The following is a 22850-nucleotide window of genomic DNA, read 5'->3' as shown; positions in this document are numbered from 1 at the left end:
AGAGCGTATCACCACATGGAGGTAAACAGTTAGTGCGGGAGTCGTGGAATAGCCATGCAGTAGACGGAATGAACGACATGCACTTTCTACCGGAGAGGCGGATATTTTGAGGGTTTATACGCTACGCGTTATATTGCGGCTTTTCTAAGATAAGCGAGAGAATAAACATCGTAAAAACCTACTTCACCTTTTGTAGATTGGATTTTTGCTATTCCGGTTTTTACTTCCGTTGCAACATGTTCATTGCTTAGCAGTTTATTTACGGTGTCATGTGAGATTTGACGTGTGGTAAACCACTCACCGTTATAGCAAACACGTAAGTCCAGCACATCAATATCTTCAAAGCGATATTTGGGGTTGATATCTATCGAAAGCGCCACAGACATGACGAGCATAAACCCCGTGAAGCCAATCAGGTAGGGCAGGCCAAAATAAGTCGCATACCATAAAATCAACGCGACAGGCACGTAGCTGATCAACATGGCGGAGAACAGGTAGGGGTGCGAGTGCATAAATTTTAGGCTAAAGCGTATTTTATTATCACGCTTCTCTTCCTGGTTAAGGCGTTCAATCTCTTCAGTCAGAAGACGTTTTACTTCATCCATCATCAACACCGTTACGCTTAGGGATGTTTTTCTGATTCAACAAGAATCTGACAATATTTTTTCAATTACAACACAGTTGTACCATAGAGAATAGATACAGTTTTCTCTGTATTGGCTATAACAGTTTACCCGCTTGGGTACTTACCTTTCGTCAGGGGGGGGGGCCACGTTCAAGAAAGGTGGACAGTGCGATATAGCTGCGCACTGAGCGAACCCCTTCCAGACTCTGAATTTCCATCAGGAAATTTTCCAGAGATTCGGTGTCGGCCGCGCGCACCTTGATTAAAACGCACCCGTCTCCTGCGACAGTATGCAACTCTTCAACCTCACGCCGGCTGGTGAACTGAAGAAGGGCACGGGTTGCTTTATAGCTGCTGGTATCAATAACCATGAACGTTAATAGCGTCCGGCCCAGCTTGCAGCCATCCAGTACTGCAACGGTTGCCTTGATAACCCCGTCACGTTTCAAACGCTTCACGCGATCGTGCACCGCCGGTGCCGAAAGATTCACAATTTCGCTCAGTTCGCTATAACTGCGTCCTGAATCTTCTGCCAGTGCGCCTAATATTTTTCGGTCAATGGCATCGAAATCTGCCGGTTTGTGTCTTGTCTGCCGAATGCCATCTTTTTCTTTATCAAATGCGTTCATAAGGGTTCACTTCCTGAATAAAGTGTCGAATATACTCGATTTTACCTAATGATATTCAATCAACAAGTACATGCTGGAGTTTCAATGCCAATAGCTCTTTTAGCCCTCGCCGTCGGTGCATTCGGGATCGGTCTCACTGAATTCGTCATTGCGGGTATTCTCCCTCAAATTGCCGCTGATTTTGGCGTCAATATCCCTACTGCCGGGCTAATGGCCACATCCTACGCATTGGGGGTTTTTGTCGGTGCGCCACTTTTGACGGTTTTGGGGGCAAGGGTGCCCCGCAAGACGATGTTGATAGCACTGGGGTTTATATTCACCGTCGGGAATATTATCACCGCCATCGCGCCGACATTGGCGCTGGCGATTGTTGGCCGTATCATTACATCTTTCAACCATGGTGCTTTTTTTGGTATCGGATCGATCATCGCAGCGTCGCTGGTTGCGCCGGGTCGTCAGGCCAGTGCTATTGCTTTTATGTTTTCGGGGTTGACGCTGGCCAATCTGCTGGGTGTTCCTCTCGGTACTTGGCTTGCGCAACTCTTTGGATGGCGACTTGTTTTCTGGGTGATTGCCGGGATTGGCCTGTTTACAATGGTCTGCGTTGCTTTGCTGGTTCCGCACATTGAGAAAGGGAAAGCGGTGGCCCTACGTGCAGAACTACGTGCCTTTGTCGATCCCCAGGTACTGCTTGTCATGGGGATCACGATTTTTGGTCCAGCTGCGTTTTTTACCTCTATCACCTACATCGCCCCGATGATGATCGAAAAAGCCGGTTTTTCAGCCAGCGGTGTTGCCTGGTTGATGGTGCTTTTTGGCTTCGGGCTTGCGGTTGGAAACTGGGTGGGGGGGCGTTTTGCCGATCGCTCACTTTTCGGCACGCTTTTTATCACCCTCGCCGCACAGGGTACGGTGCTTCTCATCTTTTGGGCCGGCATTGAGAATCATATGGTTGCCTGCATTTCAGTCTTCCTCATGGCTGCTTTTGGTTTCGCAACGGTTTCTCCCATTCAGAAACTGGTTATGGATCGCGCCAGCCATGCCGGCGCACCCACAATGGCGGCATCGGTTAACATCGGCATGTTCAATCTGGGAAATGCGCTGGGCGCCTGGGCGGGGGGCGCTACTATTGCTGCCGGTTTTGGTTTGGCGTCACCGAACTGGGCTGGTGCCATCCTCTCCTTTATCGCGCTGGGGCTCGCCTTTCTGGCATGGCAAAGCGCCCGCAAAGATTATGCACTGCAAGTGCATGTCGAATAGGTGATCCTTACCCTTGATGCGATAGGGGAGATATCCGATGCGGTTTTTTAGAGCGTTAATGGCCATTTGGGGGCACTCCGTTATCGAAGTCTCTTGACCACCACATTCACCCGATGTGGAGGGAAAAGTACGCTCAGGTCGGCAAATAATTCTTACATTATCTTATTGAAGCAAAAAGCAGATGCCAAGGACATCTGCTTTTTGAATTTTGCGCTTCTGACTGGGAATATATTTTCCGGTAACTAGATAATAATCAATACAATATGAATTCCTTTTATGTCAAAACCACCAAAATGACCACCATTAGATAGGGGGGCAAAAAAAGAGGTAGAGTTCTTTAAACTAGGTGGTGATCGTTAATATGGTGTCCGCCGCAAGAGATGCGTAGCGAGAATGAGCATTGATGAGTCTGCCCTGGTGAAACTACGTACAACGGTTGAACTCACAGCCAATAGCAGACGTTACGCTAATCAGTGATGAGGTGGTCAGACTGGATAGTACGTTTAGCCAGTTTCTTTTGAAGTATTATGACCATTATGGGAAATCCAGATGCAGTTAATGCACTTATAACCAACAGTCTATTTAGATTTTGCGTTGTTATTCCCAGGTCAGGTAGTAATAAGGAAGAGAGAAAGAATGCGAGAGTAGTTATCAGGTACATAATTGCTGTCTGTAGTGAAGAAAAACTGGCTCGTTGTTCATTCTCAGGATACTGGACCGCAACCGACGAAGCGGAAACAAGTCGGCTATATGAGGCACCAAGAAATAAAGTTATAAATAGAAATGCATTATGGCTACCCATCGCAGGAATAAGCAGACTTGTTACAAAGAACAGCGTTGAAATTGTTGCCAACATCAGCGCTGATAAACGTGATGTTAGAATGCCTGTTATTTTTGTAGACAAATAACCTGCAATCCCTCCACTTAAGAACAATAAGGGCAAGAGGTTTGTTTGTGCTCCCATGTACTGCGTCATTAAGGGCGTCAAAATGGGAACAATCAGCATTGGACTAAATTGTACCAGCGCAGTACAAGAGGCGAAAAGTAAGGTTTGAGTATCGATAGACAGGTTGGCCTTTACGCTTGATGGGACCGTATCCTTGGGAAGAATGAATACTATCAACGGTAAACACACTAGGCACAGTGAACTGATTAACCATAGCGCAGTATGCCAACCATAATGCGTGCAGAAAAATAATATAGCGGGCATTCCGACGATGCTTACCATCGAAAATGCTGCAATCACCGTTGCCAGCATTTTCCCACGTAAGTTTGCCGGGGCATAATTTATCAAAATACTCATACCCACACCCATTGTCGTACCACCCACCAATCCTGCGAAAAAGCGTAGTACCAGAAGAGCGCCAAAATGAGTAGTGAGTGTGGTAAAAAAGGTTAATGCTCCCAGCAGCAGCATATTCTTGATCAGGAATTGTTTTTTATTAAACAGGTCGATCCAATAAAAAGCAACAATTCCAGAAATGACAGCACCCAGTGTGTATACACCAGAGACATAGCCAGAAAATGATACAGGAACCGAGAACCCCTCTGCCATAAAAGCAAAAACAGGCGTTAACGCCATGTATTCCAGCGCATTAGTGAACTGGATAAAAGCCATTACAATGGCGATCCGCATGAGAGCTTTATGATTAAACGTCTGTATGACCAGTGACATAGCAAGTAACCTATGGATGAAAGATATCCGAGTTTAACTGCTATCACGGGTGTTAATTATATGGTAAAAATGGTACTCATTATTATCACATATGGGATAGTTGATGCGTCCGGCCCTTGATTTTACTACCCTGAAAGTGTTCATTGCGGTGGTTGAAAAAGAAAGTTTTGTTGGGGCATCGAAAGTCCTTGAAATGCCGACATCAAATGTTAGTCGTTGCATTTCTCAGTTAGAAGAAAAACTGAATCTTCAGCTCATCGAGCGCAGCACCCGACATATGAAACTCACCCAGTCCGGGCACTTGCTTTATACTCGAGCGAAGCCATTAGTTGAGGCGCTTGAGCAAACTGAGACAGAATTAACGTTACGGCAAATGCAACTCAAGGGCCCATTGCGTATCTGTATTCCCAATGAAATAGGTCCTGCATTACTGGGGTCTGTTATTGCCGATTTCGCCTGTCAGTACCCGGATCTGGAGATCAGTTGTGTCACAAATTTGTCAGGTTTCGAATCCCTACGGGATGATCTGGATTTAGCGATCATTATTAACCGTGGTCAGATGGATGACTGTGACTACATCGCCCGCCATCTGGTGACTATCCCTTGTACCATTGTTGCAGCCCCTTCCGTCATTCAGCGTTACGGCACCCCTTCTCGTATCCAGCAGTTTGAAGAATTGCCCTGTATTACAACGGTAAGTGCACTGAAAGGTGCTCCCTGGCAGTTTGTCAATGTAAAGGGAGAATTCCAGACGATTAAGGTTAAAGGGCATTATCGGGTAAACAGCGGAGAGATGGCGGGACGGGCTGCGCTAGCGGGTGTCGGTTTTGCCATTCTATCGAAACAAGCTTGCCAACCATACATTAGCGATGGACGGTTAATCGAGGTTGAGTTTGAACAATCGGCAGCCCCTTTGCAATTGTTTGCACTTTATTCAGATCGGCGTTACTTGCCGGCTAAAACAAGAGCGCTCATTGATTTTATGCATCAGAAATTGAGCGCTATATCCTTAGCGACATAAGGTGGCATTGAATCGCCGCAACGAGTCCAGTCGATACCATGGGTCTCTACTTAACACCGAACCTTTGGTGTTCGCTCGTAACGGATTACTGCATCAGGCCAGGTCCGTTATATCTGACGAGAATGTAGTGGATAACGCTTTTTTAAGGGCTGTATTCATACCTGAAAGCAAAGGCCGCTTTATGCGGCACTTAACACTTTTTCGGCAGTGCATCATTTGGTCATAATAAACCGCGCTGAAATTCATGGCCCGCGGATATCCGCTGACGAATATTCAAAAATCGGTCGCACTCGTCATAGACATTGAGAATTTTCAGTATGACAGTGATTAAATCTGCGCTAACCCACCATCTACATATATTTCCGAAGCGTTAATGAAACTCGCATCGTTAGAGGCCAGAAACGCCACTGTTTTACCGATCTCTTCTGGTTCACCCAGGCGGCCCTGCGGCACGCCTGCTGCCAGCGTGTCAAACAACCCCTGGCGTTGCGCTTCAGGAACAAGTCCTCCCAGACCGGGCGTGCGGATGGGGCCCGGGCTAACCACATTGACGCGGATGCCACGGTCCTTCAGGTCAAGTGCCCATGAGCGGGCCAGGTTACGCACAGCGGCTTTACTTGCGCTGTAAACACTGAAGCTGGCTGTTCCTTTAGCCGCAGCCGTTGAGCCTGTAAGAATGATAGCAGCACCCTTAGTCAGCAGTGGAAGTGCCTTCTGAACGGTGAACAGCACGCCACGCACGTTTGTGCCGAAAATACGGTCAAAGTGCTCTTCTGTGATGGCGCCGAGCGGCATCATGTCACCCCCACCGGCATTCGCGAAAAGCACATCCAGTTTACCTGATTCGCTCGCGATGATGGAAAACACAGTATCGAGATCGCTCAGAACAGAAGCGTCCGCCCGGATCCCTGTGGCGGATGAGCCAATCAGGGCCACCGCGGCATCAAGTTCTTCCTGGCGGCGGCCGGTTATGTACACTTTCGCGCCCTGTTTTGCCAGCTCCTGTGCTGAGGCCAGACCGATGCCAGAACTGCCGCCCGTAACTAACGCTATTTTTTCTGAAAGTGTTTTACTCATGGTGAAATTCCTTAGTTAAAGCATGAATATATTATTTGAGTCATCGAGTTACAGTGAAAACCAGGCTGCTGATTTCGGTTTGCACCATAACGTCATTGAGCAGTGCAGAAAAATGCACGACTCTGGAAAACACGTTCCACGCGCGTGGATACCGTCAAACTGGGTTATTTGCTGATAAAAACGCGTGCGCTCGACAGTCTGCCGTCGTTGAGCGTAAAGATATCTTCGCCGCGCACCAGATACGGATTGTCTTTCGGGCCATAGCCCCAGGTCACGCGGGCAATGCCGTGATTCCACTCGGCAGGTGCCGGGGTGAAGATGAAGCCCAGATGCTGTGACTGCACTTTACTGATGGCGGCATTAACGCGTTCCGTGCCCTGATGCAAACCACCGTGTTCGGCAACGAAAAAGTTCGATGTGTAAACCGCAGCAAACGCTTTTGCCCGCTCTGCGGCATCGGTGTTGTTCCAGATCGTAAAGTGGCGATCGATGAGCTGCTGCAGGCCTGAAGGTGCGACCTGAGTCGTCGTGATGTTCATGGTTGTGTTCTCCGCCCATACGTTGTTTGTGCCAGTCAGCAGCGCGGCCAGCAGCAAGGTTTTAGTGAATAGCTTTTTCATGCCTGTGCCCGGTCAGTTTGCTGTTTTCACTTTGCCCACCAGCTCAATCTGCGAGCCCCACGGCGTCAGGAAGTAAAACCACTGTATGCCATCGGCATTGGTCACCGGCTCATTCAGGGTTTTCAGTCCGGCTTGTTGGATAGCCGTAAAGCTGGATAGCACATCATGCGTTTTCAGCGCGATATGCGTCGCCGCGTCATCATCCTGATGAGGACGTTTATGGCCGATTTGCTCACCACTGTACTGGAAGAGCTCCACACCCGTGCCATCTGGCAGGCGCATCATGACAAAACGTTTGAGGTCACTGGACTCATGCCAGTTAAAAGCCGCTTTCCACGCATTTGGGATAGCGCCCGGGGTAATATCGGATTCCAGCGTTGCCCCGAAGGTAGTCTGGAAAAATGCGATGGCTTTACCCAGGTCAGGGACGTTGATGCCCGCATGATCGACCCCTGAAATGGTGACCAGCGGCGTCTGGTCGGCACTGAAAGCGGGTGCAGAGAGGCTGGCAGCACCCAGCAGCAGTGACGAAGCAAAAAACGTAGAAGCGATACAGTGCGTTTTCATTTGTTTATTCCTGTGATGAGTTAATAACCTGAGCCGGCATTGCTGGCGGCAGCGGTTGTTGTCTCGATGAGATAAGCATATCGACGAGCGATAATTTTCAAAATAGAATGATTTGAAACTCATCATTGCAGATTTGAAATGAACAGATTCCCCGATTTCGAAGGACTCGCGATGTTTGCGAAAGTGGCAGAAGAAGGTTCTTTTGCGGCAGCGGCCAGGGTGATGGGGGTCTCTGTCCCCACCGTGTCACGGGCTGTGGCGCGACTGGAGGAACGTTTGGGCGGTCGACTGTTTAACCGAACGTCGCGCCAGCTTGCTTTAACCGAGTTCGGTCAGAGCATGGCTGCAAAGGCGTCAGAGATCTACCGCCAGGCAGAAGAGGTGGAAAGCGAAGCCCATGAGCTGGCGGTGCAACCGCGCGGTCAGGTACGTTTAGCGGTCCCCATGTCTTTTGGCTTACGCTGGGTTGCGCCCCTGATGCCAGAACTTATCCGCCAGTTCCCTGAACTGAGTGTGGATCTGCATCTGTCAGATGCGTCAGTCGACTTGATTGCCGAAGGTTTTGACGCCGCGTTACGTATCGCGGCGCTGCCGGACTCCTCGCTGGTAGCGCGCAGGCTGTGTGCGGTGACACAATATCTGGTGGCCTCACCGGCTTATCTTGAGACTCAGGGTATGCCACACCATCCGCGTGACCTCACTGCTCGGCAGTGCTTCAGCTATGCCTATCGTGCACGAAGCCAGGTATGGCGGTTTACCCATGCCTACGGCGCGCAGGAGGATATTGTCCCGAACGGCCCGCTGCGGGTAACCAACTCCGATGCACTGCTACCGCCTCTGCTGGCAGGTCTGGGGATTGCTGAACTGCCGGAATTTATTGCCGCAGAGTATCTGAAGGATGGACGTCTGGTGCATCTGCTGGATGAATGGTCGATGACACAGGGCGGACTCTATTTTGTCACCCCCACCTCGCGCAGTCGTCCGCTGAAGGTCAGGGTGCTGTCGGACTTCTTTGCCAGGCATCTCAGTGAACCCGAGTGGCGCTGGCCAGACTAACCTTGCTCTCAATACCGATTCATCATTACATTTATGAAACCATGAGTTTCATTCTTTGCTGTTTTGATCACTCCTGAGTTTGATTATTGTTGCTTCACGCCGCCGATATGCGTCCGGTACTGACAACAGGAGCGCTCTTACCATGAAAACAGCCGTGCAGTTACTTCAGCATTACCTGGACCACATTCAGGACCCTAAAACCGCCGCTGCCCTTTTTGCCGCAGACGGCGTGCTGGAATTGCCCTATCTGCAGACGCTGGGCCTGCCGCATCGTGTGCAGGGTCCCGCTGAAATCGAAAGCTTCATTGCCGAATTATTGGTTAAAGTCCCGGATTTTCGTTTCCGCAATATCCAGTTCTTCATCGATACACCAACACAGGCATTTGGCGAATACAGCGTAGAAGCAGGTCTGGCCGGAACTGATCGGATATACAAGCAGACCTATGCCGGACGACTGGTGGCGGAAGAGGGCAGAATCAAACTGCTGCGTGAATCGCTGGATACGTTCGCTGCGTGGCGTGCTTTTAATGGCGGGCAGACCGCCTGAACCTGTTTTTGCATTTCACCGAAAATATCTGGAGAGAAAAATGAGTACGAACACAACCGATACACACATTTTTTCTGCGGGCGATCATGACAAAACCCAATCGACCAAAATCATCGTCAGCGCTTATTATCGCGTGCACCCTGATGACCGACAGACCTTCATTAATGCTGTTAAACCGGAAATGCAGGCTGCACAACGGCTGTCGGGCTGTGTGTTTTATGCTTTTTCTCAGGATCTGGTCAATCCGGACGCTTTTCATCTGTCCGAGGGCTGGGTGGACATCGACGCCTATGAGCGCCATGAGCATTCAGAAACGTTTTTGAAAGCGTTGGCGACAGTAGTGAAACATGTCCGTATTTTGCATCGTGAAGGGATTCGTTATGACGTGGCGGAGCAGCATATTGATGACCCGCGTGGCAACGTTTCATCCTGACCAAGACCGTACAACCTGAAACTAAGGTAAAAAACCGCTCACGAGGCGTTACAGTGCTGTGCCGGGATACAGATTAGGATCCGGGTGGTAGTCAGGGTCTTCGAATCTGGCGTTACTGAATCGTTTTTCCGCTGTTGACCCATTGGATTTGTAAGTCACTTCAGGATTGGGCGTGAGGTGCCATGTCGTGCCATTCTTGTCGCATTCGATCAAAGAAGCGTCCGAGGTACAAAAATCACCTGAGCCTTTGTTCAGCATAAACTGGTAATAGCGTCCTGCTTTTGGAGTGAACGTGATGGTGATGAAGCAAGAGAGCGTTCGTGGGCCTTCCCACATCATCGACACCTCGGTTTCTACATCAGGCCGGACGCGTGTTTCGTAGTAATCGAAGGTCAAATCTTGCCCGGCTTTGGGCATGCCCATGTCCTGCGTGTTAATAAAGGGCAAGGGACCTGACCGGATGACACCTCCAGTGCGGACGCCCTTTTCATCTTGATAGATACCCGCATGTTGCGTGTAATTAACGATACGAACCCACGCAGGGTTTGGCTCATTAACAGGCGCAATAAAGTAATTCGTATGCGGGAGAAACTGGCAACCCGCTAACAAGGGGAGAGCCAGTAAGCAGAGAGAAGGGCGTGATGACATGGTGAGCATCCTTTGCAATGTATCAAGTGTTCTTTCTAAAAACAAAAACACCCTACATTAAGTACAAATTCGTCATATGGGACAATTCCCTAATTTTCGGTCCCCCCTAAATCCTAGCGTGTTAATCACCGGGGACCGGTCAGTACGAAAAGGATAGCAAACGAAAGACCTTGGATCTGCCCCGTTGATTAACTCGCGCAAGCCTGAGTAATACCACCATCGTGGTGTGAGAGCAGCCGTGAATTTCTGTTTCTTGCTCATAACTGCCTGATGGGGGGAGGGCTGCTCCGTGCCAGGAGCAGAACTTACATACGTTAAAGTAGCTATAGCGGTCCGCTCAGCTATTCTACAGATTTGGAGTTTTATATCGTCTGGGAGTAGTGCCAAATACTCGCCGAAATAAAGCAATAAAAGCACTCACGTTGTCATACCCGAGGTTCAGAGCAATTGCCGTCACTGGCGTGCCCGCAGCAAGAAGCTCAAGCGCCTTAAGTAGCCGCACACGTTGTCGCCATTCATTGAAACTAAAACTGTGAGTACAACCGATGGATGCAACACATTGGTTAAAAAGCTCTGCGGGTGATTCATAGTCTGGCGTTTTTCTTGGCCTCTCATTGAGCCGCCTGGCAACACTGTTTAGTCTTTGCTAGCTGTGAACCGATAAGTCAGTTCCTTTTGGAAAATACTGTTTAAGCAATCTGTTCGTATTTTCATTGTAGCCACGTTGCCAGGGGGATTGAGGATCGCAGAAGTAAACCTGAATATCTGTGGCTACAGTAAACCGGGTATGGCTGGTCATTTCAGCGCCCCGGTCCCATGTTATTGTTTTATAAAGCTCAGCAGGTAATTCCCGGGCTTGTTTGATGAGGGCAGATATAGCCGTTATGGTCTTGTTGTACCTGCATAACAAAACGGGAATGACGTTCTACGGTGGGGGACGATATAGGTGTTTTTCGAGCCCTGAATCAGGTCACCTTCCCAGTGACCGAGTATGGCTCTGTCAGCGGCTTCAGGTGGCCTTTCGCTGATAGGGATCGTATCCGGAATCGATCCTAATCCTTTCCCTTTAAGCGACGATATTCTGGATCTACGCACGACTCTTCCGCTTCTGAGGTATTGTTGCAGTTCTTTTTTTAGTGCACCCGGGTTTGTATAAAAAGCCTTTTATCAATTGTTACGTGTGACACATGCGTTTCCTCATTATCTGGATAACAGTGTTTCAGCCAACCGGCGATTTGTTTCGGTGACCCGTTCTGATGCATCTTCTCGGCAATGATTTTACACAGTGTGGGTATTCCAATTAGCTTGCAGGGTTTTAGTCTCAGAGTACTTTCCCACGCAGCAGTATCCGCTTTTGATGCACGGTATTGTTTTGCACCACCATGCTTCTTGATCGCGGGGTTAATCGTTGAGGGGGCTCTTGATAATGTGTCAGCGCTATCTCAGATGCTACGTTTTGCTACCAGTCCTCTGGATATCTCTTCACTTTCATCAAGCGAAAGCGCTAACCGGTAGCGCTTTCTCACAGGGAGACGGTATCCACCAGTCTAGTGAACAGTGGGCATTATAGAAGAATGATATCTGTCGAACATTCTGGCGATATCATGCAGGGAATCACCTTGCTTATATTTGTCCCCGATAATCGCTTTCTGTTCCGGCGTGTAGTTGATACGCGTTCTTTGTTTCATGGCAACGTCCTCCTTCGATCAAGGATAGCGTTGCATCGCCCCGTTGAATTCACAGGGCTTAGCAGCCCTTTTCCCTTGATTATAAAGAGTTAGGTGAGCTGCTCCTATTATTCCCTTAATATCTTCTTTTTTTACCAAAACGAGTGTCATTCTCACAGGGATCCCCATCATTATCTCCATCCATTTTTGTATTAGGACAATTCTGGATGAAAAAAATAGCCTCTTCTTTAGATCGCATCTGCGTGCAGTATTGTCTTCCATCGCAAACAAATTCTGTAGATGTGCGTTTTTTGCTATTATTATAGTTCTTCTTGGTGCTCCAGTTTTCAGCATTATCTGTGGGATTGTTAGCGTCAGAGTATTTCGCTTGAACTGTGAATGAATATAAAGCAAGAAGTGATATAACTAATGAAATTTTTATCATCATTTATCCTCTTATAAAAGTTTAGCTCTCAAATGAGACGTAATGCGTGAAGGCGGCATAGGTAGGTATCTGAAATTAGGCAAATGATAATGAATGTCATTATCAAGTGCAACGAAAATTATCACTCTTATCTTATTCATATAGGCTGATGTTCACGGCTCTTCTCATCATGTCTAAAAAATTGAGAATGATGCTAAAAAATGCTATCTGATGCGGATTTTCAGGCAAGAAAAAGGTAGGCTCACATATAATCATAGCCTTATCCTGTTAACGTTGAGGTTAGCGCTTGTTGTACCTTTTCGGTCGCAATTTAGTCTCGGGGATGTTGCTAGCGAGTTGCTAAACGCGATAACAAGAACACCTACGGCAACTAAGCTTTAGTTCTTTCAAATCCGTAAAGTTCCAGAGTTGCGTGAGCATTTGGATGAAACGGCTGAAAATGCTGGGGTGAGTATGGGAACTGGTTTACATTATTGGCCCGGCAAGAGTTTAAACGGCTGGAACTTAAATGGTGATGAGCTATCGTTCCCAATTCCTTCTATCTCCATATCATAGGAATGTTAGTGAGCGAAGAAATAGAGGCATTGTTGACCACTGCAATAGATTTGGCTGCAAAGTATAAAAAATTAACAGGGAAACCTCTTGGGATAACAGGGGAGGTCGCTGAATTTTATGCTGCCAAGTTATTAAATTTAAAATTAATGGGTGCGAGAAGTCCCGGCTACGATGCTATTGATTCTGATTATCGAAAAATCCAAATCAAAGGCCGTTGCCTTCCTGATAAGTTTAAGGTCGGGCACCGAGTTGGTTCTATCCGATTGGAACACCAGTGGGATTCAGTTATTTTGGTTTTGATGAATGAATTTTTCGTTGTCTCCGAGATGTGGGAAGCTGATCGACCTATGGTGGAAGCCGCTTTACTGGCCCCCGGTTCAAAATCACGTAATGTACGTGGTGCTTTGTCAGTGAGTAAGTTTAAACAAATCAGTAAAAGGGTATGGCCTGTTTAGACATATTGGATTAAACAAACCACCCGTGGTTTAAAAACTATACTTTCTGCGCAAACTCAAACGGCCTGACCGTCTCGTTGTTGTTAGCATCCAGAAAATCAGCTCGCGATTGCAACATGAGCGGCGTTGTTCGAGATGTTTGGCCTTAGGAGTGTAGGCAGCACGAACGTTGTTCTTTTCGATGTGGCTCATCTGAAGTTCAACCACATCTTCAGGCCAGATACCCGATTCAATTAAGGCACTATACGCCAGCGTTCGAAAGCCGTGACCACAGAGATCGGTTTTGGTGTCATAGCCCACTTTGCGCAATGCTTTTTTGATGGTGTTTTCGCTCATAGGCCTCATCGCATCATAACAGCCCGTCAGGATAAAACCCTCATCACCGTTAACGTCATCGGTGAGGTCTTTGAGCTCTTCCAAAATTGCCAATGCTTGACTACACAGAGGAACATAATGCTTTCTGCGCATTTTTGCTCCACTGCCTGAATGCTTGATCCCTTCAATGGCTTCACGCTGTTCAGGGGTAACTCACAAGGCACTTTTGAAATCGATCTCTGGCCCTCTGGCAAAGCGGAGTTCACTTGAGCGGATTGAGTTTTATCACAAGTCAGGTCAGTCTGCTACGCCCTGATAGCCTTCAATACGTTCCCGTAAGGTGTGTATCTCTACCAGCTCGATAGCGGGGCGGTGTTCCGTTTGTGGTTTCTGAACCGCACCTTCCAAATCATAGGCTGGATTGAAACGGATCATCTTTTGCTGGACGGCATAACGCATGATGGTGGTTGCATACGGCTTCACCCGCATGGCAATTTCCAGATAGCCCAGCTTCTTTATCTTTTTGATGGGAACCAGCTTTACCCGTATTTTTACCAGCAAAAGGGTATGGCTTCGAGTGTTTTTTGGTGAACGAGGGCGAACCTGAAGAAGGAGATAACCAATTGATAAAAAGCAAAAAAGCAGACGTCAGTGAACGTCTGCTTTCTTTAATTTGGCTCCTCTGACTGGACTCGAACCAGTGACATACGGATTAACAGTCCGCCGTTCTACCGACTGAACTACAGAGGAATCGGTGAGTGCGGTGGATAATAGCGATAGCGTATGGGCTTGTCAAAGGGTGTGATGCACAATCTTTACCGATTGCCGATCTAATAGTCAATTCTTTGAATTATCATGGTGTTGATAAGTGATTTTATCATGATGTGTACGGCCTATCCTCTGGCGGTCAATCAGGGATTGCACCCTGATATAGCAAAGTTTGCCTTATGCTGGTGCAGTGGCTTGTTGCTTTCCTGACGCGACTTTGCGATGGCGGCAGTGCAAAAAAATAGCCCAACCATTTCTTTTCCTTATTTTACGGGCAACTGTGCTCACAAAATGAATATGAGAATCACAACGTAGAACAAAGTGGCGCGCTTCTTGCTACCTCAAAAGAGTAACTACTCAGGAGGCGAAAATGAATCTAAGGCGGCTCAAATATTTTGTTAAAATCGTTGATATTGGTAGCCTGACACAGGCTGCCGAGTTGTTACACATTGCACAGCCAGCATTAAGCCAGCAGGTGGCTAAGCTGGAAAGTGAATTGGAAAAGCAACTGTTAGTTCGTAGCCGACGTGGTGTTACGCCGACTGAAGCAGGGAAAATTCTTTACTCACACGCACAAACTATCCTGCACCAATATGAGCAGGCGAAAACTGCCGTCAATAGTGTGCGGCAGGCTGTTAATATCTGATTGTGCAACACCAGCCATCGTTATGGTGGCTGGTCATCTCTCTTTATCACTGACCGCCGTTGGATTTCATTGTAAGTAATCCAGGCTCCTTTCGTATTATTTGCCAGTCCACGCGCTAACTCAATAATGTTTTATTCTGGTGCTGGTAGAAGATGCAATTCTAGTGTTACATTAATCTCAATTCCTGTTTTCTCCGCAGGCGCATATCACTTTATACTGGGCTACTCACAGGTGCATTATTTTTGATGAAGGAGTTCAAATGAATACTCTTCTTTCTCAATTACTCATCAAACTGGCGCAAAAGGAGGCAGATGAGAAGCGGCTTCAGACTCGCGTCGCATCTCTTGAAATGCTGGTTTCTGCGGTTATTTCCACAATGGATGATCATAAATTGATCAAATTGAAGGGCGAAATTGATCTCCTTGTAAGGCGGGAAACGATGCCTGTTGGTGAAAGAGACGATGTCTATCTGCTTCTTAGAAATATCAGTGGAATGGCATCTATCCATTCACCTGAGTGATTGAACGGCTCTATAGCATCATCTATTTGCTAAATGAAAGGCTGTTTCACATTTCGTCTTTAATTATGTCTAGAGTTATTAACTCTGTTTTGATGGGTGAGTTGCCCGCGCAGGAAACGTATTAAAAGCTAAAGACGCCAATAATAAGCGTCTTTAGTATGAATGCCTGCAATGATTTATACGGGATTAAGCGCTCTGTTTTTTCTTCAGCAAGAACTGATAAGCAATTGCAAGAAGGACAAACCAAAGCGGTGTCACCATTAGTGCCTGTAATGTGTCCGGTTGCAATCTCAGCAGAACAATTACACCCGCAAAAAAGACCAAGCATACCCAGCACATGATAATACCTAACGGCATTTTGTAGGTGGAATTGGCATGCAACTTAGGCCGCGTTTTCCGATATTTAAGATAAGAGCACAGGATGATGCTCCAGATAAACATGAACAGAATGGCGGAAACCGTTGTGACCAGCGTAAACACGGTCATCACATTCGGAATCAGGTAAATCAGCACAACGCCACTGAGCAGACAGATGCAAGAGAACAGTAGTCCTGTTGCAGGGACAGCGCGTTTTGACAGATGTGCAAAGGCCGCAGGTGCATCGCCCTGTTTTGCCAATCCGAACAGCATCCGGCTGGTAGAGAATACGCCGCTGTTGGCGGAAGAGGCTGCCGAAGTCAGTACGACAAAATTGATCACGCTGGCGGCGGCGGGGAATCCGACCAATACGAACATCTCTACGAAGGGGCTACGGTCGGCGGCAATCGCGTTCCACGGCGTAACGGACATGATCATGATCAGCGAGAAGACGTAAAACATGATGATACGGATAGGTATGGCATTCATGGCTCGCGGCAGCACCACTTGAGGGTTTTTGGTTTCCGCGGCGGTAGTACCGACCAGTTCGATCCCGACGAAGGCAAAGACCGCTATCTGGAACCCGGCAAAAAATCCGCTTATCCCTTTCGGGAACATGCCACCGTGATCCCACAGGTTAGTGAAAGAGGCGACTGAACCTGATGGGGAAGGGAAGTGCATGAAAACCAACACCGCACCGAGGATAATCAGAGCGACAATTGCCACGATCTTGACCATGGCAAACCAGAACTCCATTTCTCCGAACAGTTTGACCGTCGCGAGATTAAGCGTGAGCAACAGCAGCACACACAATAAAGAAGACACCCATTGCGAAAGTTCGGGAAACCAGAACTGGGTATAGGCGCTGATGGCGACCACATCGGCGATGCCCGTCACCACCCAACAGAACCAGTAGGTCCATCCGGTGAAAAAGCCTGCCCAAGGTCCCAGCAGGTCAGCGGCAAAGTCGCTGAAGGATTTGTATTCGAGATTGGAGAGCAGTAATTCGCCCATTGCGCGCATAACGAAGAACAGCATAAACCCGATGATCATATAGACGAAGATGATCGAAGGGCCTGCCAGGCTGATGGTTTTACCCGACCCCATAAATAAACCGGTGCCGATAGCGCCACCGATAGCAATAAGCTGTATATGCCGGTTGGTCAGGTTGCGCCTTAGGCCTTCATCATGGCCTGAGGTAAGGTCGTCGACCTCTTTGACGTTATCTACCATGTGTTAAATTTCCTGTTTTTGTCGGTGATGTTGTGTTGAGCTCTTGAATGGCTCTCTGATGATAGCGATAGGTATATATAGATCCTGTTAAACCAACCTGGTAATGCCGCGCATGATACCGAGGACGTGGCATAGAGAAGGTGAACATTCGCACGTTTTACGTCTGTGTATTTTCTGTTCGAACAAGGCTGGCATACTAGGAATTGAGATGACGGATATAAACGTGGGCAAGACTAACAAAATCGGCTTTTGTCGACAATCGGATTTTCATGGTTGGGAGCGAAAAGAAAAAAATCGAATTAACCGTTTGACAGCGGCAGGCAACGGGAGAATAATCCACGGCGTTGGGTCGTTAGCTCAGTTGGTAGAGCAGTTGACTCTTAATCAATTGGTCGCAGGTTCGAACCCTGCACGACCCACCAACATTTCATACTGCTTTATTTCCCGCGATTTTATCCGCTATTTATAATAAATGATTTTCGGTGGAACGTTATTTATTGCTTTATTTATATCCATGAGTTGACATATTCACCTCTTATTTATGTACCGTTTATTCCTCTGTTGCCTGATTAAATAATCCTCCGGTTACTGAATTATTGTTTCTATGTTGTCATGGCTTGATGATTACGCACAAAGCGTTGTTTCTGTCGCGGCGTGGATCACTGACGGAGTGTCTTACGCATCCTGTTCTATGTAGACCTGCTATACTTTTCGCACTACGGCTTGCACGTTGTTAAGCGCTGTTTGCCTTGATGCATCGCGTAGCGCTCCAGATATGTCATGCAACAACTTCATTCAATCAGGAGGGGTTCATGGGGATAGAAAAACTCTTGGCAGTGGTTGAAACAAGCTATCAGGATCCGAATGCCGTAATCCCACTTTCGGCCCTCAGTCAGGTAATCCATGAGATTATCTGTACCGAACAGTCGTCGGAGTACAAGATTAATGGGTGTTACAGTGAGTTAAAGTCGCTGGTAGATGAAATCAAGCAACTTTCCCGAAAACGCCTGTTCGATAAGGTTTATGTTCTGGATTTGACGCACTATAAATCGATGGAACACGCGTTGTTGCTCAAATTGCAAACGCTGATGGGTGAACGTCAGGTCTGACATTGAGACGGTGTGCGGAGATAGAAACGGCCAGAAGGATCTGGCCTCCAGACTTAACCTGCTGTGGTTATTGGCGATAAGCGTGTTTAATCTGTTTCAGCGTGGTGGAAAAGACTTCTGCCTGCGCGGGATCGTCGAGTTGAGCGATCTGTTTTTCCATATTGATGATCACTTTTCCGGCATCTGCCTGACCGATGGCTTTTAGCAGGAGCGTAATCATTGCTTTTAAACAAGTTACTTCATCTGCCAGTGTTTCAACGGATTTGCCAGTAGAAAAATCTACGTTGCTCATGCGCTCTCCTTAACAAGCACAATAGTGTGGAACGCCTTATTCTGCGCTAAGCATGATGGCTCGTTTGCGCAGTGGGGCTTTGGAATGCGCGAGAGTATAACACAGTGCGTTACGCGGTGGTGTTGGATCGATTATGCCAGGGAAGTAATGATGCTTTTCTGTTCGCAGTGCAACTTTTTTATCTTTTTTAACTAACAAGGTTCGCATTATGTATTGTAAATGTTGCGAGGGATACATTTCATTTCAATTGTATCTGCCATCTTACCGGCATCTAAATGGGAATAAGGAATGACAGCGCGATGAAAAGAAAATGTAAGGGGTGTTTAAATTAACACATGTGTGCTTTTTATTGCCGTGTATAGCAACAGTCCAATACCACGCCAATGAACATTGCGTGCGCAATCCACTGAATAACGAATAAAACCACTCTCTTACCGCTGTAACATCAAATTTATGTGGCATGGCTGTGACTGATGTGTATCATGATGTTTTAGGTATTTTGTCGCTCTGATTCAGCGACATTGGGTTATTGTTGCTATATACGTCGATATACCCGTCATACTTCACGTTGCACGCGCGGTCGCTACGTCTGTTGCTCCCAATCACTGACTTGAGAAAGTGTCAGGATTAATGAACTTCGTTTCTGACGTTCACCTTTCGGCCACGTGCAGAGGCTGCTCGAATGTGTAACAAACATTCTTTCTCGTTTGTCGCTGTCCTGCAACGTGAATTATTTAGGGTATAAGCGTGAAATGTCGCTGTTTTATAATTTTTTCAAAAAATTGTCGCTTCCATCTGCGGTTGCGTGGCGTTCAGCGTTACACCCTTTTCGGAGAATAATTTTTGATTAGCGTTTTTCTTGTAGATGACCATGAACTGGTGCGAACAGGGATCAGGCACATTCTCGACGACACCAAAGGGCTAAAGGTAGTTGGCGAGGCGCACTGTGGTGAAGATGCGGTTAAATGGTGCCGTCAGCATCCTGTCGATGTCGTCTTGATGGACATGAACATGCCAGGGATCGGTGGACTTGAAGCCACGCGCAAGATAGCGCGTTTTGCGCCTGCAATTAAAATTATCATGCTAACCATTTACACCGAAAATCCATTACCTGCTAAAGTCATGCAGGCGGGTGCTGCGGGTTACCTCAGCAAAGGGGCTGCGCCGCAGGAAGTGATTTGTGCTATTCGCGCGGTGCATGCGGGTAGTCGTTATATTGCTTCTGATATTGCACAACGTATGGCATTGAGCCAGTTGGCTCCGCACACCGAAACCCCGCTGGCATGTTTGTCTGAACGTGAATTACAAATTATGATGATGATCACTCAGGGGCAAAAGGTCACGGAAATCTCCGAACGGTTAAGCCTGAGTCCGAAAACCGTAAACAGTTACCGTTACCGCATGTTTAGCAAACTGAATGTGAGTGGTGATGTTGAGTTGACTCATTTGGCTATCCGCCACGGATTGTTTAACGCGGAGCCGTCCATGAGCAGTGAATAACAGGCAGTGAGCGAAGGTTAAGCAGTGAGTGAACATTTCGATTCCCCCGCATTTTTGAAAACCGTCACCAGCCAGCCTGGTGTATACCGTATGTATGATGAGAGCAACACGGTCATCTATGTCGGGAAAGCAAAAGATCTAAAAAAGCGCCTCGCAAGTTACTTCCGCAGCAACGTTGCCAGCCGTAAGACGGAAGCGCTGGTGAAGGCTATTCACCAGATTGATGTCACCATCACCCATACCGAAACCGAAGCGCTGCTGCTTGAACACAACTATATCAAGCTTTATCAGCCGCGCTATAACGTATTGCTGCGTGATGATAAATCGTACCCGATGATCTTTCTCAGTGGCGATACTCACCCACGGTTAGCCGTCCATCGCGGTGCCAAGCACGCTAAAGGGGAGTATTTTGGCCCTTTTCCAAACGGCAATGCCGTGCGTGAAACGTTGGTGCTGCTGCAAAAGCTTTTCCCTATTCGCCAGTGTGAAAACAGCGTGTATCGAAACCGCTCGCGGCCTTGTCTCCAGTATCAGATTGGGCGCTGCCTTGGCCCCTGTGTTACCGGGCTGGTCAGTGAAGAAGGCTACCGCCAGCAGGTAGAATATGTGCGGCTTTTTCTCTCAGGTAAAGATCAGCAGGTGCTCAATCAACTGGTGGCGCGTATGGAAGCCGCTAGCCGCCAGTTGGATTTTGAAGAGGCGGCCCGTATTCGCGATCAGATTCAAGCGGTGCGTCGCGTCACCGAAAAGCAATTTGTTTCGGGCGATGGCGAAGATCTGGATGTGATAGGCGTTTCCTTCGATGCCGGTATGGCCTGTGTGCATGTGCTCTTTATTCGTCAAGGCAAAGTGCTGGGAAGCCGCAGCTATTTCCCCAAAATACCGGCCGGAACGGAACTGGCGGAAGTGGTTCAGACGTTTGTCGGTCAATTCTATCTGCAAGGCAGTTTGTCGCGCACGCTGCCGAGCGAAATCTTGTTGGATTTTGCGTTGCCAGAGAAAGAAGTATTGGCAGAATCGCTGTCTGAGGTCGCGGGGCGACGTATTCATATCCAAACTAAACCGCGCGGCGATCGCGCCCGCTATTTGAAACTGGCACGCACCAATGCGGCCACGGCATTGGTCACTAAACTCTCGCAGCAGTCCACTATCCACCAGCGCTTAAAGGCGTTAGCGGATGTACTTCATCTGGAAAACATCGGGCGGATGGAGTGTTTTGATATCAGCCATACCATGGGGGAGCAGACGGTAGCATCCTGCGTGGTGTTTGATGCCAATGGGCCGCTGCGTTCGGAGTATCGCCGTTACAATATCACTGGCATCACGCCGGGGGATGACTACGCGGCCATGAATCAGGTTCTGAAACGTCGCTATGGTAAAGCGTTAGAAGAGAGCAAAATTCCCGATGTGATTGTTATCGATGGTGGAAAGGGGCAATTAGGGCAGGCGCTCGCGGTGTTCGATGAGCTGGATGTGCCGTGGGATAAACGCAAACCGCTGCTGCTTGGCGTTGCCAAAGGGACAGAGCGCAAGGCGGGATTGGAAACGTTGTTTTTCGAAGCGACCGGGGAAGGGTTCGCCTTACCCGCGGATTCGCCAGCGTTGCACGTTATTCAGCATATTCGCGATGACTCGCACGACCACGCTATCGCCGGGCACCGCAAGAAACGGGCAAAAGTAAAAAACACCAGTTCGCTGGAGCTGATTGAAGGGGTGGGCCCAAAACGTCGTCAAATGCTGCTGAAATACCTGGGAGGAATGCAGCCACTGTTAAATGCCAGCATTGATGATATTGCGAATGTGCCAGGAATTTCGCATGCATTGGCAGAAAAAATCTTTCATGCATTGAAACACTAGGGACAATGTAGCAACATATCCACCAACCGATACCAGCCAAAGTAGCCAATCCCTATGCAATTGAACATACCAACATTGCTAACTCTGTTTCGTGTTGTCCTTATTCCCTTCTTTGTGCTGGCGTTTTATCTTCCTTTTAATTGGGCACCGCTGCTGTGCGCTTTTATTTTTGTGGTCGCGGCGGTGACTGACTGGTTTGATGGTTTTCTGGCGCGTCGTTTGAAGCAAACCACGCGCTTTGGCGCCTTTCTCGATCCTGTGGCTGACAAGGTGATGGTTGCAGTGGCGCTGGTGCTGGTGGCGGAGCATTACCATGCATGGTGGATAACCTTGCCAGCCGCCACGATGATTGCGCGAGAAATCATTATCTCCGCCCTGCGAGAATGGATGGCTGAGATTGGCAAACGCAGTCACGTCGCGGTTTCTTGGGTGGGTAAGGTGAAAACAACGGCGCAAATGCTGGCGTTGGTTGGACTTCTCTGGCGCCCTGAGCGTATGGTCGAAGGCGCGGGCATTATTGCGCTCTATATCGCCGCTGTGTTGACCTTTTGGTCCATGTTCCAGTATTTGAGTGCCGCGTGGCATGATTTGCTGGATTCCTGACCTCTGCGTCGTAAAAAAACAGCAATTGATGAGCGTTAAGGGATAATTTTATTGACTGGTCAGGGTAGGTCAGTAAAATGCTCGCCATGGACAGGTTGGTGGTCAACGCTAACCAAGTAAAAATGTCTATCGATTTTATACAGTGTCACGATGCCTACTATTTGTAGCATGATGCGGGAATAGCTCAGTTGGTAGAGCACGACCTTGCCAAGGTCGGGGTCGCGAGTTCGAGTCTCGTTTCCCGCTCCAACATTTAAAGAACCGAAAGGTTCTTTTTTTGTTTTTGTCTTATCACCGCGCCGTTCATCCCATTATTCTTTCACATCCCCTCGGGGAACTGCCCTCAGGGCTTGTCTTCTGCATCAGAAAA

Annotated in this window: 21 protein-coding genes, 3 tRNA genes and 4 pseudogenes; 14 read left to right on the top strand and 14 right to left on the bottom strand. The window is 48.0% G+C overall.

The window, feature by feature from the left end:
• Positions 1–128: 128 nt before the first annotated feature.
• Complete coding sequence (locus K6K13_RS13685; protein WP_222161092.1) at positions 129–605, bottom strand: YlaC family protein; 477 nt, start codon at positions 603–605, stop codon at positions 129–131.
• A gap of 151 nt (positions 606–756) precedes the next feature.
• On the bottom strand, positions 757–1254 hold the full coding sequence (locus K6K13_RS13680) for an Lrp/AsnC family transcriptional regulator (RefSeq protein ID WP_222157510.1): 498 nt from the start codon (positions 1252–1254) through the stop codon (positions 757–759).
• An 84-nt stretch (positions 1255–1338) separates the two neighbouring features.
• Here K6K13_RS13680 and K6K13_RS13675 point away from each other — a divergent pair, with 84 nt between their 5' ends.
• On the top strand, positions 1339–2514 hold the full coding sequence (locus tag K6K13_RS13675) for an MFS transporter (RefSeq protein ID WP_222161091.1): 1176 nt from the start codon (positions 1339–1341) through the stop codon (positions 2512–2514).
• 466 nt (positions 2515–2980) lie between these two features.
• Here the strand turns inward: K6K13_RS13675 and K6K13_RS13670 are convergent, their stop codons facing one another.
• Complete coding sequence (locus tag K6K13_RS13670; protein WP_222157509.1) at positions 2981–4189, bottom strand: MFS transporter; 1209 nt, start codon at positions 4187–4189, stop codon at positions 2981–2983.
• A 103-nt stretch (positions 4190–4292) separates the two neighbouring features.
• Between K6K13_RS13670 and K6K13_RS13665 the strand changes: the two genes are divergently transcribed.
• On the top strand, positions 4293–5210 hold the full coding sequence (locus tag K6K13_RS13665) for a LysR family transcriptional regulator (protein ID WP_222157508.1): 918 nt from the start codon (positions 4293–4295) through the stop codon (positions 5208–5210).
• Positions 5211–5537: 327 nt separating this feature from the next.
• Here the strand turns inward: K6K13_RS13665 and K6K13_RS13660 are convergent, their stop codons facing one another.
• The 3 genes from K6K13_RS13660 to K6K13_RS13650 all read right to left on the bottom strand — a co-directional run bounded on the left by K6K13_RS13660 (position 5538) and on the right by K6K13_RS13650 (position 7474).
• On the bottom strand, positions 5538–6287 hold the full coding sequence (locus tag K6K13_RS13660) for an SDR family NAD(P)-dependent oxidoreductase (protein ID WP_222157507.1): 750 nt from the start codon (positions 6285–6287) through the stop codon (positions 5538–5540).
• 164 nt (positions 6288–6451) lie between these two features.
• Positions 6452–6907 (bottom strand): nuclear transport factor 2 family protein, encoded by a 456-nt coding sequence (locus tag K6K13_RS13655; protein ID WP_222157506.1) that lies wholly within the window; start codon positions 6905–6907, stop codon positions 6452–6454.
• Positions 6908–6919: 12 nt separating this feature from the next.
• Complete coding sequence (locus tag K6K13_RS13650) at positions 6920–7474, bottom strand: VOC family protein (protein ID WP_222157505.1); 555 nt, start codon at positions 7472–7474, stop codon at positions 6920–6922.
• Between the two features lie 138 nt (positions 7475–7612).
• Here K6K13_RS13650 and K6K13_RS13645 point away from each other — a divergent pair, with 138 nt between their 5' ends.
• The 3 genes from K6K13_RS13645 (at position 7613) to K6K13_RS13635 (ending at position 9510) form a co-directional block, all read left to right on the top strand.
• A complete protein-coding gene (locus K6K13_RS13645) occupies positions 7613–8530 on the top strand; it encodes a LysR family transcriptional regulator (RefSeq protein ID WP_222157504.1) in 918 nt (305 codons plus the stop codon).
• A 142-nt stretch (positions 8531–8672) separates the two neighbouring features.
• Positions 8673–9077 carry a nuclear transport factor 2 family protein gene (locus K6K13_RS13640; protein WP_222157503.1) on the top strand — a complete coding sequence of 135 codons (405 nt, stop codon included), beginning with the start codon at positions 8673–8675 and terminating at the stop codon, positions 9075–9077.
• A 40-nt stretch (positions 9078–9117) separates the two neighbouring features.
• Positions 9118–9510 (top strand): putative quinol monooxygenase, encoded by a 393-nt coding sequence (locus K6K13_RS13635; protein ID WP_222157502.1) that lies wholly within the window; start codon positions 9118–9120, stop codon positions 9508–9510.
• A gap of 48 nt (positions 9511–9558) precedes the next feature.
• Here the strand turns inward: K6K13_RS13635 and K6K13_RS13630 are convergent, their stop codons facing one another.
• The 4 genes and pseudogenes from K6K13_RS13630 to K6K13_RS13620 form a co-directional block, all read right to left on the bottom strand.
• Complete coding sequence (locus K6K13_RS13630; protein ID WP_222157501.1) at positions 9559–10158, bottom strand: hypothetical protein; 600 nt, start codon at positions 10156–10158, stop codon at positions 9559–9561.
• A 346-nt stretch (positions 10159–10504) separates the two neighbouring features.
• Positions 10505–10687, bottom strand: a pseudogene (locus tag K6K13_RS23280) (helix-turn-helix domain-containing protein); the annotation flags it as partial.
• A 15-nt stretch (positions 10688–10702) separates the two neighbouring features.
• Positions 10703–11846, bottom strand: a pseudogene (locus K6K13_RS13625) (IS30 family transposase); the annotation flags it as partial.
• Between the two features lie 115 nt (positions 11847–11961).
• A complete protein-coding gene (locus K6K13_RS13620; protein ID WP_252120286.1) occupies positions 11962–12273 on the bottom strand; it encodes an excalibur calcium-binding domain-containing protein in 312 nt (103 codons plus the stop codon).
• A gap of 560 nt (positions 12274–12833) precedes the next feature.
• On the opposite strand from K6K13_RS13620, the gene K6K13_RS13615 reads away from it, so the two are divergent.
• Positions 12834–13280, top strand: a complete 447-nt coding sequence (locus tag K6K13_RS13615; RefSeq protein WP_434064576.1) for a DUF6998 domain-containing protein — start codon at positions 12834–12836, stop codon at positions 13278–13280.
• Between the two features lie 37 nt (positions 13281–13317).
• On the opposite strand, the pseudogene K6K13_RS13610 reads toward K6K13_RS13615, so the two are convergent.
• Positions 13318–14132: pseudogene (locus K6K13_RS13610) on the bottom strand (tyrosine-type recombinase/integrase); the annotation flags it as partial.
• Positions 14133–14269: 137 nt separating this feature from the next.
• Positions 14270–14345, bottom strand: a tRNA-Asn gene (locus tag K6K13_RS13605).
• A 388-nt stretch (positions 14346–14733) separates the two neighbouring features.
• Here K6K13_RS13605 and K6K13_RS13600 point away from each other — a divergent pair.
• Together K6K13_RS13600 and K6K13_RS13595 are read left to right on the top strand one after the other, a co-directional pair.
• Positions 14734–15000 (top strand): annotated as a pseudogene (locus K6K13_RS13600) (LysR family transcriptional regulator); the annotation flags it as partial.
• 268 nt (positions 15001–15268) lie between these two features.
• Positions 15269–15529 carry a sigma-S stabilization anti-adapter protein IraP gene (locus tag K6K13_RS13595; protein ID WP_222157499.1) on the top strand — a complete coding sequence of 87 codons (261 nt, stop codon included), beginning with the start codon at positions 15269–15271 and terminating at the stop codon, positions 15527–15529.
• 186 nt (positions 15530–15715) lie between these two features.
• Here the strand turns inward: K6K13_RS13595 and cycA are convergent, their stop codons facing one another.
• Positions 15716–17119, bottom strand: coding sequence for a D-serine/D-alanine/glycine transporter (cycA, locus tag K6K13_RS13590; protein ID WP_222157498.1), 1404 nt, complete (start codon positions 17117–17119; stop codon positions 15716–15718).
• A gap of 346 nt (positions 17120–17465) precedes the next feature.
• Between cycA and K6K13_RS13585 the strand changes: the two genes are divergently transcribed.
• Together K6K13_RS13585 and K6K13_RS13580 are read left to right on the top strand one after the other, a co-directional pair.
• Positions 17466–17541: transfer RNA gene (locus tag K6K13_RS13585), tRNA-Lys, on the top strand.
• Between the two features lie 390 nt (positions 17542–17931).
• Entirely contained in the window at positions 17932–18228 is a 297-nt protein-coding gene (locus K6K13_RS13580) for a hypothetical protein (RefSeq protein ID WP_222157497.1), read from the top strand.
• A gap of 67 nt (positions 18229–18295) precedes the next feature.
• Here the strand turns inward: K6K13_RS13580 and K6K13_RS13575 are convergent, their stop codons facing one another.
• Positions 18296–18520: a DUF2594 family protein gene (locus K6K13_RS13575; protein ID WP_222157496.1), complete on the bottom strand. Its 225-nt coding sequence runs from the start codon at positions 18518–18520 to the stop codon at positions 18296–18298.
• Between the two features lie 843 nt (positions 18521–19363).
• Here K6K13_RS13575 and uvrY point away from each other — a divergent pair.
• The 4 genes from uvrY (at position 19364) to K6K13_RS13555 (ending at position 22729) form a co-directional block, all read left to right on the top strand.
• A complete protein-coding gene (gene uvrY, locus K6K13_RS13570; protein WP_222157495.1) occupies positions 19364–20020 on the top strand; it encodes a UvrY/SirA/GacA family response regulator transcription factor in 657 nt (218 codons plus the stop codon).
• Positions 20021–20044: 24 nt separating this feature from the next.
• Complete coding sequence (uvrC, locus tag K6K13_RS13565; protein WP_222157494.1) at positions 20045–21877, top strand: excinuclease ABC subunit UvrC; 1833 nt, start codon at positions 20045–20047, stop codon at positions 21875–21877.
• 54 nt (positions 21878–21931) lie between these two features.
• A complete protein-coding gene (gene pgsA / locus K6K13_RS13560; RefSeq protein ID WP_222157493.1) occupies positions 21932–22480 on the top strand; it encodes a CDP-diacylglycerol--glycerol-3-phosphate 3-phosphatidyltransferase in 549 nt (182 codons plus the stop codon).
• A 173-nt stretch (positions 22481–22653) separates the two neighbouring features.
• Positions 22654–22729: transfer RNA gene (locus tag K6K13_RS13555), tRNA-Gly, on the top strand.
• Positions 22730–22850: the final 121 nt, after the last annotated feature.

Origin of the sequence: Symbiopectobacterium purcellii, from assembly GCF_019797845.1 — a bacterium.
Classification (GTDB): Bacteria; Pseudomonadota; Gammaproteobacteria; order Enterobacterales; family Enterobacteriaceae; genus Symbiopectobacterium; species Symbiopectobacterium purcellii.
The sequence above is the reverse complement of the archived record's forward strand: the minus strand, read 5'-3'. Positions and strand labels throughout refer to the sequence as shown.